Source organism: Candidatus Effluviviaceae Genus V sp. (genome assembly GCA_014728125.1).
Classification (GTDB): domain Bacteria; phylum Joyebacterota; class Joyebacteria; order Joyebacterales; family Joyebacteraceae; genus WJMD01.
Genome location: WJMD01000162.1, coordinates 1 through 16,875, shown reverse-complemented (window position 1 = coordinate 16,875; position 16,875 = coordinate 1). Strand labels below are relative to the sequence as shown.

At 67.4% G+C, this 16,875-nt stretch carries 15 protein-coding genes; 12 read left to right on the top strand and 3 right to left on the bottom strand.

The window, feature by feature from the left end:
* Window positions 1–118 precede the first annotated feature (118 nt).
* From groL to GF405_09790, 6 genes are all read left to right on the top strand, one after another.
* A complete protein-coding gene (groL, locus tag GF405_09815) occupies window positions 119–1,777 on the top strand; it encodes a chaperonin GroEL (GenBank protein MBD3368449.1) in 1,659 nt (552 codons plus the stop codon).
* Between the two features lie 393 nt (window positions 1,778–2,170).
* Window positions 2,171–4,654: a valine--tRNA ligase gene (locus GF405_09810; GenBank protein MBD3368448.1), complete on the top strand. Its 2,484-nt coding sequence runs from the start codon at window positions 2,171–2,173 to the stop codon at window positions 4,652–4,654.
* Between the two features lie 23 nt (window positions 4,655–4,677).
* Window positions 4,678–5,736 (top strand): hypothetical protein, encoded by a 1,059-nt coding sequence (locus GF405_09805; protein ID MBD3368447.1) that lies wholly within the window; start codon window positions 4,678–4,680, stop codon window positions 5,734–5,736.
* Window positions 5,733–6,830, top strand: a complete 1,098-nt coding sequence (locus tag GF405_09800) for a glycosyltransferase (GenBank protein MBD3368446.1) — start codon at window positions 5,733–5,735, stop codon at window positions 6,828–6,830. The genes GF405_09805 and GF405_09800 overlap by 4 nt, the downstream gene beginning before the upstream one ends.
* A gap of 31 nt (window positions 6,831–6,861) precedes the next feature.
* Complete coding sequence (locus GF405_09795; protein MBD3368445.1) at window positions 6,862–7,341, top strand: hypothetical protein; 480 nt, start codon at window positions 6,862–6,864, stop codon at window positions 7,339–7,341.
* A complete protein-coding gene (locus tag GF405_09790; GenBank protein ID MBD3368444.1) occupies window positions 7,338–8,495 on the top strand; it encodes a glycosyltransferase in 1,158 nt (385 codons plus the stop codon). Before GF405_09795 ends, GF405_09790 begins: the two co-directional genes overlap by 4 nt.
* A gap of 38 nt (window positions 8,496–8,533) precedes the next feature.
* Here the strand turns inward: GF405_09790 and GF405_09785 are convergent, their stop codons facing one another.
* On the bottom strand, window positions 8,534–8,932 hold the full coding sequence (locus tag GF405_09785; protein ID MBD3368443.1) for a hypothetical protein: 399 nt from the start codon (window positions 8,930–8,932) through the stop codon (window positions 8,534–8,536).
* A 152-nt stretch (window positions 8,933–9,084) separates the two neighbouring features.
* Here GF405_09785 and GF405_09780 point away from each other — a divergent pair, with 152 nt between their 5' ends.
* The 3 genes from GF405_09780 to GF405_09770 are packed head-to-tail and all read left to right on the top strand — an operon-like array spanning window position 9,085 to window position 10,212.
* Complete coding sequence (locus GF405_09780; protein ID MBD3368442.1) at window positions 9,085–9,300, top strand: DUF1858 domain-containing protein; 216 nt, start codon at window positions 9,085–9,087, stop codon at window positions 9,298–9,300.
* A complete protein-coding gene (locus tag GF405_09775) occupies window positions 9,297–9,764 on the top strand; it encodes a hypothetical protein (GenBank protein MBD3368441.1) in 468 nt (155 codons plus the stop codon). Before GF405_09780 ends, GF405_09775 begins: the two co-directional genes overlap by 4 nt.
* A gap of 4 nt (window positions 9,765–9,768) precedes the next feature.
* Window positions 9,769–10,212, top strand: coding sequence for a hypothetical protein (locus tag GF405_09770; protein ID MBD3368440.1), 444 nt, complete (start codon window positions 9,769–9,771; stop codon window positions 10,210–10,212).
* A gap of 17 nt (window positions 10,213–10,229) precedes the next feature.
* Here the strand turns inward: GF405_09770 and GF405_09765 are convergent, their stop codons facing one another.
* Window positions 10,230–11,474, bottom strand: a complete 1,245-nt coding sequence (locus GF405_09765) for a SagB/ThcOx family dehydrogenase (GenBank protein ID MBD3368439.1) — start codon at window positions 11,472–11,474, stop codon at window positions 10,230–10,232.
* On the opposite strand from GF405_09765, the gene GF405_09760 reads away from it, so the two are divergent.
* From GF405_09760 to GF405_09750, 3 genes are all read left to right on the top strand, one after another.
* A complete protein-coding gene (locus GF405_09760) occupies window positions 11,013–12,248 on the top strand; it encodes a hypothetical protein (protein MBD3368438.1) in 1,236 nt (411 codons plus the stop codon). The genes GF405_09765 and GF405_09760 overlap by 462 nt on opposite strands.
* Window positions 12,249–12,251: 3 nt before the next feature.
* Window positions 12,252–12,905: a histidine phosphatase family protein gene (locus GF405_09755; protein ID MBD3368437.1), complete on the top strand. Its 654-nt coding sequence runs from the start codon at window positions 12,252–12,254 to the stop codon at window positions 12,903–12,905.
* 75 nt (window positions 12,906–12,980) lie between these two features.
* Complete coding sequence (locus tag GF405_09750) at window positions 12,981–16,148, top strand: hypothetical protein (protein ID MBD3368436.1); 3,168 nt, start codon at window positions 12,981–12,983, stop codon at window positions 16,146–16,148.
* A 46-nt stretch (window positions 16,149–16,194) separates the two neighbouring features.
* Here GF405_09750 and GF405_09745 read toward each other — a convergent pair whose 3' ends face one another.
* A complete protein-coding gene (locus tag GF405_09745) occupies window positions 16,195–16,545 on the bottom strand; it encodes a carboxymuconolactone decarboxylase family protein (protein MBD3368435.1) in 351 nt (116 codons plus the stop codon).
* Between the last annotated feature and the right edge of the window lie 330 nt (window positions 16,546–16,875).

The following is a 16,875-nucleotide window of genomic DNA, read 5'->3' as shown; positions in this document are numbered from 1 at the left end:
TTCCGGGTTGCCAAGACCCCCATCCGCGTGTAGAATGTTGGCTCGGCCTGAGAAGGCCTGATGGTCAGTGTTTCACCAAGGACAGCAGAGGTTCAGCAAGAAGGGAAAGGAGACGCCTATGCCTGCGAAGGAACTTCTCTTCGGAGAGGAAGCGCGCCACGCGGTGCTCCGCGGCGTGGAGCAGCTTTCGAAGGCCGTCAAGGTGACCCTCGGCCCCAAGGGCAGGAACGTCGTGCTCGACCGGAAGTGGGGCGGGCCCAGGATCACGAAGGACGGTGTCACGGTTGCCAAGGAGGTCGATCTCGACGACCGCTTCGAGAACATGGGCGCACAGATGGTCCGCGAGGTCGCCTCGAAGACGTCGGACGTCGCCGGCGACGGCACGACCACCGCGACCGTGCTCGCAGAGGCCGTCTTCCGCGAGGGCCTGAAGAGCGTGACCGCGGGCGCGAACCCGATGTACGTCAAGCGCGGCATCGAGAAGGCGACGAGCGCCGTCGTCAAGGAACTCGGCGGCATGTCGCGCAAGGTGCGCGACCGCAGCGAGATCCTGAGCGTCGCGAAGATCTCGGCCAACAACGACCAGACCATCGGCGAGCTGATCGCCGACGCGATGGACAAGGTCGGGCGCGACGGCACGATCACCATCGAGGAAGCCAAGAGCATCGAGACGACTCTCGAGGTCGTCGAGGGCATGCAGTTCGACCGCGGCTATATCTCGCCCTACTTCGTCACGGACGCGCAGAGCATGGAGGCCGTGTTCGAGGACGCCTACATCCTCATCTTCGAGGACAAGCTCTCGAACATGAAGGACTTCGTTCCGCTCCTCGAGAAGGTCGCGCAGTCCGGCAGACCGTTCGTCGTCATCGCCGAGAACGTCGAGGGCGAGGCGCTCGCGACGCTTGTCGTCAACAAGCTGCGCGGGGTGCTGCCGTGCGTGGCCGTCAAGGCGCCGGGCTACGGCGATCGCAGGAAGGCCATGCTGGAGGACATCGCGGCCCTGACCGGCGGCACCTTCGTCGCCAAGGACCTCGGGCTCAAACTCGAGGGTCTGCAGCTCACCGACCTCGGCCGCGCCAAGCGCGTCATCATCACTAAGGACGACACGACGATCGTCGAGGGCGCGGGCAAGAAGAAGGACATCGAAGGGCGCATCGCGCAGATCAGGCACCAGATCGAGGAGACGACGTCCGACTACGATCGGGAGAAGCTCGAGGAGCGTCTCGCGAAGCTGGCGGGCGGCGTCGCCGTCCTGAAGATCGGCGCGGCGACCGAGCTCGAGATGAAGGAGAAGAAGGCGCGCGTCGACGACGCGCTGCACGCGACCCGCGCGGCCGCCGAGGAAGGCATCGTGCCGGGCGGCGGCGTCGCGCTCGTGAGGTCCGTCAAGGCCCTCGACAAGCTCAAGGCCGAGACGACGGACGAGCAGATGGGAATCGACATCGTCCGCCGCGCGCTCGAGTCGCCGATGCGTCAGATCGCGCAGAACGCCGGCTACGAGGGTTCGCTCATCGTTCAGAGGATCCTCAAGGAGCGGAAGAAGTCGTTCGGGTTCAACGCCGAGTCGGGCGAGTACGTCGACATGCTGGACGCCGGTGTGATCGACCCGACGAAGGTGACGCGGGTTGCGCTCCAGAACGCGACCTCGATCGCGTCGCTGCTTCTGACCACCGAGTCGCTCGTGACCGAGATCCCCGAGGAGGAGCCGCCGCCGGCGCCTCCGGGAGCCGGCATGGGCGGCATGGGCGGTATGGGCGGTATGGGCGGTATGATGTAGAATGAGGGTGGGCGTCCGGGCGAGGAGCCCGGACGCCGCCGACAACCGAATACGCGGTCAAAGGCGTTGATGGAGAGGAGTAGACCGGAAACGCGCGTCCAGGAGAGAGGGGCTCCATAGGCTGAGAGAGCCCCGGGCGACGCCGGTCGAAGTCGCTCCGGAGCCGCCGGTTCGAGGGACCAGCAGATGGTCCGGTAGGGCCGGCCGGGCGGGCCCGTCACAGCCCGAATCGAGCGCCCGCGCATCGTTCTCACGGGGCGGCGGGAAGCGGGATGGTACCGCGGGAGCGGCTCTACACATCGGGCCCTCTCGTTCCCTCACACGGAATGAGAGGGCCCGTTCGTACGTTCGGCCCTGGGGGCGACGCCGCACGAACTCCACGAGGGGAAAGCGATGAAGCTGCCGAAGAAATACAAGCCGCAGGAGGCCGAGCCCAGATGGCAGCAGGTCTGGGAGGACCGCGGCCTCTTCCGGTTCGACCGAGCATCCGACCGACCGATCTACAGCATCGACACACCGCCGCCGACGGTCTCGGGGAACATCCACATCGGCCACGTGTTCAGCTACGTGCAGGCCGAGGTCATCGCCCGTTTCTGGCGGATGCGTGGGATGAACGTCTACTACCCGTTCGGCTTCGACGACAACGGCCTCCCCAGCGAGCGGCTCGTCGAGAAGGAGAAGGGCGTCAAGGCGACCGAGGTCGGTCGGGAGAAGTTCGTCGCGATGTGCCTCGAACTCACAAAGGCCTACGAGGAGGAGTTCCGGGTCTTCTGGAAGCGGCTCGGCCTCTCGGTCGACTGGGAGGAGCACTACTCGACGATCGACCCGACGTCGCAGCGGATCTCGCAGCGCTCCTTCATCGACCTCTACCGCAAGGGGAAGGTCTACCGCAGGGAGGCGCCGACGCTGTGGTGTCCCGAGTGCCACACGGCGATCGCTCAGGCCGAGGTCGAGGACGCCGAGCACGACTCCGTCTTCTACGACGTCGCGTTCACGCACGACGGCGAGGACCTCGTGATCTCCACGACGCGGCCGGAGCTTCTCCCGGCGTGCGTCGCCATGTTCGCGCATCCTGAGGACGAGCGGTACGGCCATCTCATGGGGAAGAGGGCGACCGTGCCGATCTTCGGACACGAGGTGCCTATCCTGGCCGACGAGAAGGCCGATCCGGAGAAGGGGACCGGTCTCGTGATGTGTTGCACGTTCGGCGACACGACCGACATCGCCTGGTGGCAGGAACATGAACTGGGCACGCGGATCGTCTTCGACGACCAGGGCCGGATGAACGAACTCGCCCCGGGATACGAAGACCTCTCCATCAGGGCGGCGAGGAAGCGCATCGTCGCCGACCTTGAGGAGCGCGGTTCCCTCAAGGGCAGCCGCCCGATACAGCACACCGTCAACGTTCACGAACGGTGCGGGACCGGCATCGAGTTCTCGGTGGCGTCCCAGTGGTTCATCCGCATACTCGACATCAAGGACGAGATCATCGCCGCCGGCGACAAGGTCGACTGGTGTCCGGACTACATGAAGGTCCGATTCAGGAACTGGGTCGAGAACCTCCGCTGGGACTGGTGTATCTCCCGGCAACGCTACTACGGCGTCCCGTTCCCGGTCTGGACGTGCAGGGACTGCGGCGAGGTCGTGCTGGCCGAGGACGACGAGCTTCCGGTCGATCCGACGACGACGTGGGCGAGGGTCGGGAAGTGCCCGTCGTGCGGGTCGGTCGAGCTCGAGCCGGAGCGCGACATCATGGACACGTGGATGACGTCGTCGTGCACACCGTTCCTCAACGTGAAGTGGGGCGAGGAGGACTCTCGCGTGGACCGGTTCACGAAGGAGGTCGACGGCACCGAGTTCCTGATGGACCTGAGGCCTCAGGCGCACGACATCATCCGGACGTGGGCCTACTACACCATCGTCAAGAGCGTGCTGAACGAGGGCAAGGTCCCCTGGCGGACGGCGATGATCTCCGGGCACGTCCTGAGGCCCGACCGGGCCAAGCTCTCGAAGTCGAAGGGCGGCGGGGGACACGCGCCGAGCGAGGTCATCGAGCAGCGTTCCGCCGACGCGACGCGCTACTGGTCGTGTTCAAGCAAGCTCGGCGTCGACACCATGATGGCCGACGAGGCGTTCGACGCCGGGAAGAGACTGACCGTGAAGCTCTGGAACGCGTCGAAGTTCGCCATACAGAGACTCGAGGACTACGACCCGGAGGCCGAACGCGGGCCGGCGGTCATCGACCGGTGGCTCCTCGCGAGGTTGAAGCGGACGGTCGAGCGCGCGACGGCGAGCTTCGAGGAGTGCGAGTATCACGCGGCCGTCGAGGCGGTCGAGGCGTTCTTCTGGCACGACCTCTGTGACAACTACATCGAGATCGCCAAGAAGCGCCTGTACGGCGACGAGGGCTACGACGAGCCCGGCCGCCGCGGGGCCCAGCATGCGCTCTACACGGGGCTCCTGGCCGTTCTCAAGATGATCGCGCCGGTGATGCCGCACGTCACCGAGGAGATCCACTCGCTCTTCTTCGCCGAGAAGGAGGGCGTCGAGTCGATCCACATCTCGGACTGGCCCGACGCGCCGGCCGAGTGGGACGACCCCGACGCCGAGCGGGCCGGCTCGGTCGCCCTGGCCGTCATCGAGGGCATGCGGAAGGTCAAGTCGACCCACAAGGTGTCGGTCGCGACCCCCGTCTCGACGCTCACGGTCGCGTGCGACGACGCAACGTGGGAGATGCTCGAGCCGATGCAGCCTGAGCTCATCGCCGTCTCGAACGCGGAGCGTCTCGAGCGCGTCAGCGAGCCGGGCGATGGGTTCGTGACGACCGACATCGAAGGTGTTATGGTGCGCGCGCAGCTGGTGCTCGACGAGGATTGACGGGCCGGCAGGAGGGGGTGCCGATGAGCGGGCAGCGCACGGATGTGCCGGAGTTCCCCGCGAAGCCGCGCTTCCTTGTCATGGAGACCGGTTTCGTCGGTGACGTCCTCGTCGTGACGCCGGCGCTCCGGGCGCTCAGGACCGCCTTCCCGGATGCCGAGATGACGGCCCTCGTCCGTCCGAAATCGGGCATGGTGCTCATCGGCACGCCGAACGTCACCCGCCTCCTGCCTCTTCCCAAGGAGCACCGTCGCGGCTTCTTCGCCGTGATGGGACTGGCGTCGTGGGTCCGCGGCCAGCGGTTCGACGCGGCGTTCGTCTTCAGACCCTCCTTCCGTAGCGCGCTCATCCCGTTCCTCGCCGGAGTGCCGACCCGCGCAGGCCTCAGCAGCGAGGGCCGTGGTCTGCTCCTGACCCACAAGGCACCATTCGAGCCCTCCATGAGCGAGGTCACCAAACACCTGACCGTCGCCGGCCTCGTCGGCGCCGAGCCCGCGGGCGATCAGCTGGAGATGTTCCTGACCGATGAGGAGCGGAGCGACGCGAGCGAACTCCTCGGGGATTCGCCGGACCGTCCCGTCGTCGTCATCCATCCCGGCGCGAACTGGCCGATCCGCCGATGGTATCCGGAGCGGTTCGCCGAGCTGGGCGCCAGACTGCGCGAAGAGGGTGTCTCCGTCTTCTATCTGGCCGGACCTGCTGACGCGGAGGTTCTCGCGGCCATCCGGGACTGGTACGAACGAGAAGGCATCGAGTCGCCGACCGTGCTCGAACCGCCGAACGTTCGCGTTCTGGCGGCCGTCATCGAGGCGGCCGACCTCGCCGTGACGAACAACAGCGGACCGCTTCATCTGACGTCGGCCGTCGGGACGGAGGGCGTCTTCATCCACGGGCCGACGCCCGTCGAACGCTGGCATCTTCAGGACCCCCGACACACGGACATCGCCGCCGCCGATGTCGACTGCCGGCCGTGCGATTCCACCTCGTGTCTTCACGACACCTTCCGCTGTCTCGACAGGATATCGGTCGACCGCGTTTACGAGGCCGTGCTCGATCGGCTTGAGAGCGGGAGTCGGGCATGAAGGTCCTCCACGTCCAGGAGTGCCCGTCGTGGGGTGGAGGCTCGGTTCAGCTGATCGAGCTTGCGAAGGGGCTGGTCTCACGCGGCCACGAGGCCCACATCGCGACGGACCCCGGGAACGAGCTCTGGAAGCGGGCGCGAGCGGCAGGTCTCCCGCTCGTCGGCATCGAGACGCGTTCCGAACTCAACCCGGCGGCCATCGGTCGACTGGCCGGAGTCGTCCTCGGTCGCGGCATCGACATCGTCAACGCCCACGCGGCGCACGCGCACTCGATCGGGCTCGCGGCGGCGGCGCTGACCGGCCGTCCCTTCGTGCTGACCCGCAGGGTCTCGTTCACGCCGCGCGACAACGCCGGCAGCCGTCTCAAGTACACCGCGAAGGCCGTGACCCGGGTGATAGCCGTGTCCGAGGCGATCCGGGACGTGCTCGTCCGATACGGCGTGGACCCTGAGAGGATCGACGTCGTCTACAGCGGGACCGATCCCGCGGTCTTCCAGCGGGCCGACGGGAAAGACGTGAGGCGGGCCTTCGGCGTTGCAGGGAACGACGTGCTCGTCGGGAAGCTCGCGAACCGCTATCACAGCTGGAAGGGACACGACACGTTCGTCGATGCTGCACGCATCGTCCTCGAGAGCAGAGACGATGTCGTCTTCGCCGTTGTCGGAAAGAGGACGGACGACGACCGGATGGAGGAGCTCGTGCGCGCGGCCGGCGTCGAGCGGAGCTTCGTGCTGGCGGGGCACCGGGACGACGTTCCGTCGGTCCTCAGTGCCTTCGACGTCTCCGTCAACGCGTCGCGCGCCGGCGAGGGACTCTCAGGGGCGGTTCGGGAGTCGATGGCCGCGGGACGACCGGTCGTGGCGACCGACGTCGGAGGGAACCGGGAGATCGTTGAGGACGGTGTGACCGGGAAGCTCGTGCCGCCGGCCGACCCCCCGGCCCTGGCCGCCGCCCTGCTGGAGGTGGTGGAGGACCCTGAGGCCGCGCACCGCATGGGCGCGGCCGCCGCCGAACTCGTCCGGAGGCGGTTCACGGTCGACCACATGGTCGAACGGACGATCGAGGTCTACGGCCGGGCGCTCGGCCGCGACTGAGTCTCCGGGCGCACGGGTGCAGGGAGGCAGTGTGAGCGGTGAGAGAGCACGCTTCGTCGCGGACGTGATGTTGGGCCGCCTGGCGCGATGGCTCAGGATCATGGGATACGACGTCCTCTACGACAACGTAGCAAGCGACCCGGAGCTCAAGCGGGTCGCGGCGGCCGACGATCGGATCCTGCTGACGCGCGACCGGGAGATCGCAGAGACGCGGCTGCCCGTCACCGTGTTTCTCGTGGAGCACGACGACGTCCAATCACAGATCCGGCAGGTCGCGCGGGCCTTCGGACTCGATGCGGAGCGGGACCTCTTCACGCGCTGCATCGTCTGCAACGCCGGGCTCGAGAGCGTCGGGAGGGAAGATGTGCAGGGGCTCGTTCCGTCGTACGTTCTTGAGACGGCCGGGACCTTCGCCCGGTGTCCCGACTGCGGGAAGATCTACTGGCCCGCCACCCACGTGGCGAGGGCGAGACGCTGGCTCCGCGAGACGCTCTCGCAGGAGGACGGATGATCACGGGTGTTGGGACGACGCGTGCGAGCCGAGGGGCGGGTCGACGGCTCCGCGTCCTCTTCGTGCTGACCTCGAGACAGTGGGGCGGCAACGAGAAGTGGACGCTGCTGACTGCTGAGGGACTCATGGACCGCGGTCACGACGTCTGTCTTCTGTGGAGCCACCCGCCCGTGCGCAGGGAGGCCGAACGCCGCGGCATTCCCGGCGCCAGGGTCCGGCTGTGGGGCGACGTGAACCCCGTGGGGTTCATCTGGCTCTGCGTCCGGATCGCCGCGTACAGGCCGGACGTCATCGTCCTGACCAAGCAGCGCGAGTACTGGATGGGGGGTGCGGCGGCCCGCGTTGCCGGCGGACCGATGGTCGTGCTGCGCCTGGGCCTCAAGCGCAGGCTGAGTGACGACCTCAAGCGAAAGCTCTCCTTCGGGCGCTTCTCGGACGCCATCATCGTCAACTCGACCGCCGTCCGCGACGCGCTGCGCGAGTCATCGTGGCTCGACGCCGGGAAGGTCGCACTCATCGAGAACGGCGTCCCGACCGACGCCGTAGAGCCCGATCGAGCACGGGATGCCGTCCGTCGCGTGGGCGTTCCCGAGGAGGCGAGGATCGTTCTCGGGGCGGGTCGGCTGTCGAAGCAGAAGGGCTTCGACGTACTGATCGACGCGTTCGCGCAGGTTCGGGACCGCGTTCCCGGCGTTCATCTGGTGCTCGCCGGCGGCGGACGCGACCTGCGGAAGCTGACCGAACGCGCCGCCGGGCTCGGTATCGGCGATGCCGTTCACCTGCCCGGCCACGTGGACGACGTCCGGGCCCTCATGGCGGCCTCGGACGTCTACGTTCTTTCCTCGAGGAACGAGGGGATGGCGAACACGCTGCTCGAGGCGATGTCGGTCGGGGCGCCGATCGTGGCGACCGACGTCTCGGGAACGGCCGAGGCGGTGAGACCCGGTCGTGAGGCCCTGGTCGTTCCTCCGGAGGATGTCGAGGCGCTGGCAACCGCCATCGAGCGCGTGCTCAGCGACGATGAACTGGCGGAGCGACTCGGTGGGGCCGCGCGGGAACGTGCGCGGTCCCGGTTCGGCGTGGAGAGAATGCTCGACGATGTGGAGGAGCTGCTCGTCGGGGGAACCGGACGCAGAGGAGATCGTTCCCGGTGACATCGCCAACGACGGGACCCGCCTGGCGACCCCGGCCCTCAGGGCTCGCGGCGATTCCTCGGTGGCCACGTACCGGCCCTCATGCCGCCGGCCAGCACGAAGATCACGCCGCTGATCCCCACGGGGACGGCCAGGAGGAAGAGTGTCCTCAGTGCTCCGTAGGGGGAGTAGTCGTCCAGCTTGAGGGCGACCCAGACGACGATGAGAGCGGCCTCTCCGAGCAGGGTGATGCCGGAGGCCGTGCTCCAGCGTACGCCGGCGAGGCCCGTGAGCACGACGGCGATCGTGAAGATGATCTTGACGAGCGCCAGGTGAAACGGGGCGCAGTCGGCCGACAGTGTGAGGCCGAGCCAGAGGACGGCCGCCACGGGCGCCAGGACGGCCGCGAGGGCCGTGAGAACCTGCCAGTGGGTCTGTCGTCCGTTCACATCAGGCATACCAACGCTCCGTTCGAGAAGCCTCGTCCCGGAATCTACTCCCGCCGCCGCGTCTCCGACAAGGGTTTTCGGGCCTCTCATCAGACTTGAACGCGCCGCCCTGCGGCAGTACGGTCTCTCTGAGAGACCGGACGGCTTCGCGAGGAGGTACCATGGCGGGATTCACGAAGGACGTGACCATCGAGGAGCTTCTGGAGAAAGCCCCGGAAGCCAATACGTTCCTCATCGAACGCGGGCTGCCGTGTCTCGTCTGCGGCGAGCCGTTCTGGGGGACGTTGGAGGACCTCGCGCGCCGGAACGGCATCGAGGACGTCGACGCGCTGGTCAGCGAGATGAACGCCCATCTGAAGAAGGGAGGGTCGTCGTGAGACGCATTCTCCTGTTCGAAGTCCTCCTGCTCGTTGCTCTTCTTCTGTTGGCCGGGTGCGCCCGCAGAACGCCCGCCGCGCGGCTTGCCGAGGAGGGCGGCGAGGTCGAGGTCCGGCTGATCATGTCGGACGGGGAGACGCTGAACGGTCGTGTCGTCTCGCTCACCCGGATCGACCTCGTCGTGGATGCGGTCTACACCGAGGGAGGAGGCGTCTCGATCGACGGCATGCCGGACGACAGGCGCGTCGTCGTCGACGGCGCCGAGGTCGAGGGCCGACTGCTCGATGTATCGAGGACCTCCGAGGGAAGGGTGCAGGCGACCGTCCGGAGAACGTTGCCGCTTCACAGCATCGCCGAAGCGGACTTCGCCCGCAGTCGTCGGGATGTGACGCTCGGGACGCTCATCAGTCAGATAGCCGGGCCGGCGGTCGGCCTCCTGCTCGGCCTGCTCGTTCAGGGGTGATGCCATGACCGGGAAGTCAACGTTCAGGACGGTCGCCCGTATCGCGGCGGCCGTGACCATCGTCGCGGTGCTCTCCGGCTGCGCAGGCCCCGGCGCGCGCTTCGAGGACCGCATCGGCGTGCCGGTCAATGTGACGGTCGCCGACAGCATCTCGTACGGGGGCACGCTGGTCGGAATGAGGGACGGCGCGCTTCTCGTAGACCGGGAAATACCGAAGAGCGACGACCTCGTCGTCGTCAGGAGCGGTGGAACCGACTTCGTTGAGTCCGGGGGGCGTGTGCTGGGAACGGCAGTCCTGGTCCGTGACTTCGATGTGTTGGTGAGGCAGTCCGTGCCGCCCGAAGCCGTCAGCGACCTCGAGCTCACGACCCGGGCATACTTCGGTTGGGGGACGGGGATCGCCGCCGTCCTGGCCTTCGCTCTGGTGCTGGCCATCGAGGACATCTGACGGAGCGCGAGACGGAACTACGTGACCGGCCCCGCCACCGCGGCGTAGACGGTCGTCTCGATCTTCCCGTCGGCGCCGACGATCTCGTTCATCGCGTCGTCGTCGAACGCCGCGATCGTACAGACCCCGAGACCGAGCGCCGTCGCAGCGAGGTAGAGGTTCTGGCCGACGTGTCCGGCGTCGAGGAAGAGGTATCTGTGACCGCGCTCGCCGTAGCGCCCCGTCGTCCGCGGCACGACGGCCGTCCAGATGAAGCTCACCGCGGCGAGTTCGCACATGCGCTGTCCCACCGCCGCTCTCGTGACCTCGGGGCCGATCTCGCCGTCCCGCATGAGAACGAGCTCGTGGCTTCCGACGAGGTACCTGTAGAGCCCGGCCGGCAGGCCCCGCACGCGATTCGCGACAACGTAGGCATCGATCGGATAGCAGGCGCCCGCGGACGGCGACGTCCGGAACGCGTGTCCGCCGCGTCGCCCCGTGACGCCGTGGGTCGACCAGAGAAGCTGCGAGAGGTTCTCGAGCGACATCGGTTCATCGCTGTAGTCCCTGCTCGAGCGTCGGTCGCGGACGGTCGACCAGATGGGCGGGCCGTCGTCGGTCCTCGGTTCGGGGAGCTTCACGCTGTCTGACATCGTCTTCTCCCTGGTGTGTGGTCGTCGGGAAGGGGCCTCGCTCGACCCTGACGCAGTATACAGCCGCACCCGCAGGCCTCCAAACGCCGCTCGGGCGCGGGACGGCCACGGGGCGCGCGGTCTTTCCACAGAGACCCCGCCGGTTGCGGCCGGCGCCGACTCCGGGGTATGCTCGTTCCGGGAGGTTTCATGCGACACATGAGAGCAGGGTACGTGGCGCTGGTTCTCGCGGCGCTTCTGGCGGCCGCGGCGCCGGGCCCGGCGATTGCGAGAGAGGCCATGGTCACCTTCAGAGTTCGCGTACCGGAGGGCACGCCGCCGGACGCCGGCGTCTACATCACGGGGAACATCGACGCTCTCGGCCCGTGGGACCCCGGCAAGGTCGAGCTCGGTCGCATAGACGACCGGCTCTTCGCTATCACCATCATTCTCCCGCCCGGACTCGATCTCAGGTACCAGATCACGCGGGGGACGTGGGACACCGTCGAGAGAGGGGCCGACTTCGGTCCCGTCACCGACCGTGCGCTCTCGGTCGTGGGTGACGAGACCGTCGAGGTGGAGGTCGAGGCGTGGAAGGACTTCGCGCCGGGGCGCGACCGCCACACGGTCGTCGGCGACCTTCGCTACCATCGGGAGTTCCGCTCAGAAGCCCTGGGCAACAGCAGGACGCTGCTCGTTCTGCTGCCTCCGGGGTACGACGAGGCCCCGGACGCCCGCTATCCCGTGCTCTACATGCACGACGGACAGAACCTCTTCGACGCCGCCACATCGTTCATCGGCGTCGAGTGGAACGTCGACGAGACCGTTCTCAGGATGGTCCGCGACGGCGCGGTGGCACCGCTGATCGTTGTCGGCGTGGAGAACACGAGCCAGCGTGCCTTCGAGTACACGCCCGTGCCCGACAGGGCGCGGGGCGGGGGCGGGGGTGATCTCTACGCGCGATTCCTGGTCGAGGAGGTCAAGCCCTTCATCGACGGGAACTACAGGACGATGACGGGCGCGGCCCACACAGGTATCATGGGGTCGTCGTTCGGCGGCCTGGCATCGCTCTACACGGCATGGCAGTATCCCGGTGTCTTCACCCGCGTCGGCGCAATGTCGACATCGTACGGGTGGGCCAACGGGCACATCCTCGACTTCGTCGAGTCGAACGACGCGCCCCCCGGCGCGCGTGTCTGGATCGACATGGGGACGGCCGAGTACCCGGGCGACTCCAACGGCGACGGGATCCCCGACATCATCGAGCAGCACCGCCGTATGCGTGACGCGCTCATCGAGCACGGTCTCACGCTTCCCGGCTCCCTGGGATACGTCGAGGACGAGGGCGCGGTGCACAACGAGAGGGCCTGGGCCGCGCGCTTTCCCCGTGCTCTGAGACATCTGTTCCCGCCCGGGAGACGGTAGACCATCCCGAAGACCTCTGAAGGAGTCGGTGTGACCGAGCTCGTCATCGTGCGTCACGGCGAAACGGAGCTGAACAGGGACGGCGTCTTCCGCGGCCGACTCGACGTCCCGCTGAACGACCGGGGCCGCCTTCAGGCAGAGGCGGCCGCCGAGGCGCTCTCCGGAAAACCGGTGGCGGCCGTCTTCTCGAGCCCGCTGTCGCGTGCCCTCGACACGGGCGCCGCGATAGCGAGGCGCCACGGGGTCGAGGTCATTGTCGACGAGGCGTTCCACAACTTCGATCTGGGAGTCTGGCAGGGGCGTCCGAAGGAGGTCGTCCGAAGCGAATCGCCCGAGCTGTGGGACACATGGGTGAACGACCCCGCCCGGCTCCGCATTCCCGGCGGCGAGACCCTCGACGATGTCAGGGGCCGCGCTCTCTCTCGCGCCCTCGGACTGGTCGAGGAACACAGGGGTGAACGCATCGTCATCGCGACGCACCGTTCGGTCGCGAAGCTCCTCGGCGGGGCGCTCCTCGGGCTCGGCACGGACTCCTTCTGGAGCTTCTACCTCGACAACGCGGGCTACTCGATCTTCGGTCACGGCAAACGCGGCTTCGTTCTCCTGACCTGGAACGAGGCGGCGCATCTGGGCGAACGGGTCGTCGAGCTCTTCTGAGGCTCGGGCGCGTCGCCCCAAACCCCGGCGCGGGCCGTGCGGCGGCCTGCGCTCGAATGCCTTGGAGGAGAGACCTTGTCTGCCACCACGAGCGCCCCGAGGGGTACCGTTGTCCTTGTGCTGTTCGTTGCCCTCCTCGCCTGCGCTGCGAGCTCCACAGCCGCGGTCCTGAACGCGAGAGCTCCGGCGCCGTCCCCCGACGGCGCAGCCATCGCCTTCTCCTACATGGGCGACATCTGGATCGTGGACGCATCGGGCGGCGACGCGCGCCGTCTGACCGTCCACGAGGCCTACGACAGTTCTCCCGTCTGGTCGCCGGACGGGCGACGGATCGCGTTCTCATCGGACAGGCGCGGGAACACGGACGTGTACGTCGTGCAGGCCGACGGCGGCGAGCCGACGCGGCTGACCTGTCACGACTCGTGGGACGAGGTCCAGTGCTGGACGCGGGACGGCTCGGAGATTCTCTTCACCTCGAGACGCGACACGCTCGAGTACGAGCTCTTCGCGGTCGACGCCGAGGGTGGGATGCCGTACCGGGTCATCCGCGACCGCGCGAACAACCCTGCCGTGTCCCCTGACGGCCGCTGGATCGCGTACGTGCGGGGCCGGACGTCCTGGTGGAGGAAACACTACCGGGGCAGCGCGTCGCGTGACCTCTGGATTCGTGCGGTCGACGGTGGAACCAGCGTGCGTCTCGTCGACTGGACCGGGGACGACGACGATCCCATGTGGGCCGCCGACGGACTGACGCTCTACTTCACATCCGAACGCGAGGACGGAGAGACGAACGTCTGGCGCCTGGTTCTCGATATGCCCGCGCCCGAGGAGAGCAGGATGCCGCGGGTCGCGGAGGGGCCCGAACGGGTCACGCAGCACACCGAGGACGGCGTGCAGTTCGCCTCCATCTCGGACGACGGCACCCTCATTGCGTACGAGTGCGACGCCCGCGTCTGGGCGCTCGCCGTTCCCGACGGCGTTCCCCGCGAGGTGGCGATCCGTGCGCCGAGCGACGACAAGTGGAACGACGACCTCAGGATGACGCTCCATTCCGACCTTCAGGACTTCGCTATCTCACCGGATGAGTCGGAGATAGCGCTCGTTGTGCGCGGCGAGGTCTTCGTCTGTTCCTTCGAGGACGGTGAGATCGGCGACGCCGCGCGCATCACCGAGACGCCCGCGAGAGAGAAGGACGTCGCCTGGCTCGACGATGCTTCGCTTCTCTTCTCGTCCGACCGTGAGGCGAACTACGACATCTACGTGGCGCGGCCGGCCGAGGAGGGGAAGGGGAGACTGTCGGAGTCCCTGCTGCACCGGGTCGAGCGTCTGACGGACTCCCCCGAGGACGAGTTCGGGGCGTTCGTGTCACCGGACGGAGAGACGGTGGCGTATCTGGTGGGGAGCGAGTACCTCTGGACGATGGACGCCGACGGGTCGGGCGCCCGACGGCTTCTGCCGGACGCAGAGATCCTCCATGCGGCGTGGTCTCCGGACAGCAGGTGGATCGCCTTCTCCCGGACGACCATGGGACACAAGGAGGATGTCTTCATCGTGCCGGCCGATGGCGGCGAGGCCGTCAACATCACCCTGCACCCGAACGATGACTTCCAGCCTCAGTGGTCCGACGACGGGAAGCGCATCTCGTACGCGTCGAGGACCGAGGCGGGTCAGTACATGCTCAAGTACGCCTGGCTCACACGCGACGACTACTGGAAGACCGCCGAGGAGCGAGAAGAGGACCGGGAGGCTTTCGATGAGGCCGCTCCGGATTCGATCGACGTCGAGGTCGAGATCGACTTCGAGGGGCTCAACGACAGGACGCGGACCGTGGTGACGATGCGCGGGTACTACGATTTCTACTCGGCCACGCCCTCGTGCCACCATTACGCCTTCCGGTCGGGGAGCCTGGGCAGAGACAATCTCTGGATCGTCGACTGGCGAGGCAACAAGCTGACGCAGGTCTCCGAGGGGGGCAGCGACCCCAGCGGGCTGACATGGAATGACGACGGGACGACCTGCTACTACATCGACGGCGGAAGACTGCGCTCCGTCACGATCGAACCGGAGAGTGGTTCGGTGACCGGCCGAGGCGCTCCCGGGTTCTCGGTCCCGATGACGGTCGACGTCTTCGCCGAGCGGCGCCAGATGTTCAACGAGGCGTGGCGTCTTCTGCTCAACGGCTTCTACGACCCCGACCTGCACGGGGTCGATTGGAAGGCGATGCGGGAGCGCTACGAGCCTCTGGCGGGCGCCGCCTATACCGAGGAGGAGTTCCGCGCGGTCGTGCGCGAGATGCTGGGCGAGCTCTCGGCGTCGCATCTGGGCATCTACAAGTGGGGAGGCGGCGGCATCAACACGGGGCGTCTGGGCATCCGTCATGACGAGGGTCACGACGGGCCGGGGGTGCGCGTACGGCACGTCGTACGCGACAGCCCGGCCGCCCGCGCGGGCATCGAGCCGGGGGAGTACATCGTTGCGATCGACGCCGAGCTTCTCTCCGAAGCGGACAACTATTACTGCAGGCTCACGGACACGGTCGGTGAGGAGATACTCGTGACCGTGGCCTCGAGCGCCGCAGGACGGTCGCCGCGCGACGTCAGGATCCGGCCGGTCGGAAGCGGGACGCTCTGGAGGCTCATGTACGAGGAGTGGGTTCGCGGGAACCGCGAACGTGTGGAGGAAGCCTCGGCAGGAAGGGTCGGCTACCTGCACATCCCGAGCATGGGCACCGGCAACCTCCTCGAGTTCGCCGAGGACCTCTTCGCACAGAGTGCGGGGAAGGACGGACTGGTCATTGACATCCGCGGTAATGGCGGCGGCTCGATCCACGACCAGATCCTCAGGTACCTCGACAGGACCTGGTACGGCTACGAGACGACGCGCACGAGGCCGCCGGCGTACAACCCGCTCGAGCTCTGGACCGGTGAGCTTGTTCTTCTCATCGACGAGAGCTGCTACTCGGACGCTGAGATCTTCCCGATGGGATGGAAGGCCCTCGGGCTCGGACCGGTCGTCGGGACACCGACCTTCGGCGCCGTGATCGGCACGAACGACGTGAGTCTGATCGACGGAACCGGCTTCCGGGTCCCCGGCTCCGGCTGGTACGACATGTCCGGACGAAACCTCGAGAACTGGGGGATCGAACCGGACATCCGCGTTGACTCGGTTCCCGAGGAGCATGCGCGCGGAGAGGACGTGCAGCTCGACCGGGCGATCGAGGTGCTGCTCGGGCGGCTCGAGTAGATCGAGCGCGTCGCATCACGACGACCGAGAGAAGGCCCGGGCCTCTCTACCTCCGCTCTGCGCGCAGCTCGTCGAGCGTTGCCACGGCGCGTCGCAGGTGCGGGATGACGATCGACCCGCCGACGATGAGCGCGATGTTGAGCGCCTCCAGAACCTCGTCGTCGGTCAGGTTCTCCTCGACACACCGGATGAGATGGTAGGTGATGCAGTCGTCGCACCGGAGAACGGTCGACGCGACGAGTCCCAGGAGCTCCTTGGTCCTCGCATCGAGCGCTCCGTCCTCGTAGGCTCTGGAGTCGAGGCCGAAGAAACGCTTGATGCCGAGGTTGCCGGCCTCGAGGATGCGTTCGTTCATCCTCTCTCGTTCCTCTCGAAACGCCTTCACCGAGTCGGACATGCCGTCCTCCCTCTGCGGTCGCAGTTCCTGCCGTTCTCCGTGGCGACCGCATCTTAGAGCCTGGTTCTGCGCCGCGCAAGCCGTCCGCCGCCCCCTGCGGTCAGCCGGACGGACCGGACATGAAGAAGGGGCGGGATCGCTCCCGCCCCTTCCGTCGTCCTTCTTCCCGTCACGAAGCCGAAGCTCCGGGACGTCAGGCCTGTCCGCTAGCGGTACATGGCCTTGATGTTGCCCCAGCTCGAGTCCTCGGTGGCCGAGCCGGCGCCGCCGATCTTCGCCCACTTGATGTACCAGCCGAGATCGTCGGTCTCGTAGCTGTCCGAGCCGAAG

Excerpts from the sequence above, each read along its gene's own strand:
- groL (MBD3368449.1), top strand. The coding sequence starts at position 119 with ATGCCTGCGAAGGAACTTCTCTTCGGAGAGGAAGCGCGCCACGCGGTG.
- GF405_09810 (MBD3368448.1), top strand. The coding sequence starts at position 2,171 with ATGAAGCTGCCGAAGAAATACAAGCCGCAGGAGGCCGAGCCCAGATGG.
- GF405_09805 (MBD3368447.1), top strand. The coding sequence starts at position 4,678 with ATGAGCGGGCAGCGCACGGATGTGCCGGAGTTCCCCGCGAAGCCGCGC.
- GF405_09800 (MBD3368446.1), top strand. The coding sequence starts at position 5,733 with ATGAAGGTCCTCCACGTCCAGGAGTGCCCGTCGTGGGGTGGAGGCTCG.
- GF405_09790 (MBD3368444.1), top strand. The coding sequence starts at position 7,338 with ATGATCACGGGTGTTGGGACGACGCGTGCGAGCCGAGGGGCGGGTCGA.
- GF405_09785 (MBD3368443.1), bottom strand. The coding sequence starts at position 8,932 with ATGCCTGATGTGAACGGACGACAGACCCACTGGCAGGTTCTCACGGCC.
- GF405_09780 (MBD3368442.1), top strand. The coding sequence starts at position 9,085 with ATGGCGGGATTCACGAAGGACGTGACCATCGAGGAGCTTCTGGAGAAA.
- GF405_09770 (MBD3368440.1), top strand. The coding sequence starts at position 9,769 with ATGACCGGGAAGTCAACGTTCAGGACGGTCGCCCGTATCGCGGCGGCC.
- GF405_09760 (MBD3368438.1), top strand. The coding sequence starts at position 11,013 with ATGCTCGTTCCGGGAGGTTTCATGCGACACATGAGAGCAGGGTACGTG.
- GF405_09765 (MBD3368439.1), bottom strand. The coding sequence starts at position 11,474 with ATGGTAGCGAAGGTCGCCGACGACCGTGTGGCGGTCGCGCCCCGGCGC.
- GF405_09745 (MBD3368435.1), bottom strand. The coding sequence starts at position 16,545 with ATGTCCGACTCGGTGAAGGCGTTTCGAGAGGAACGAGAGAGGATGAAC.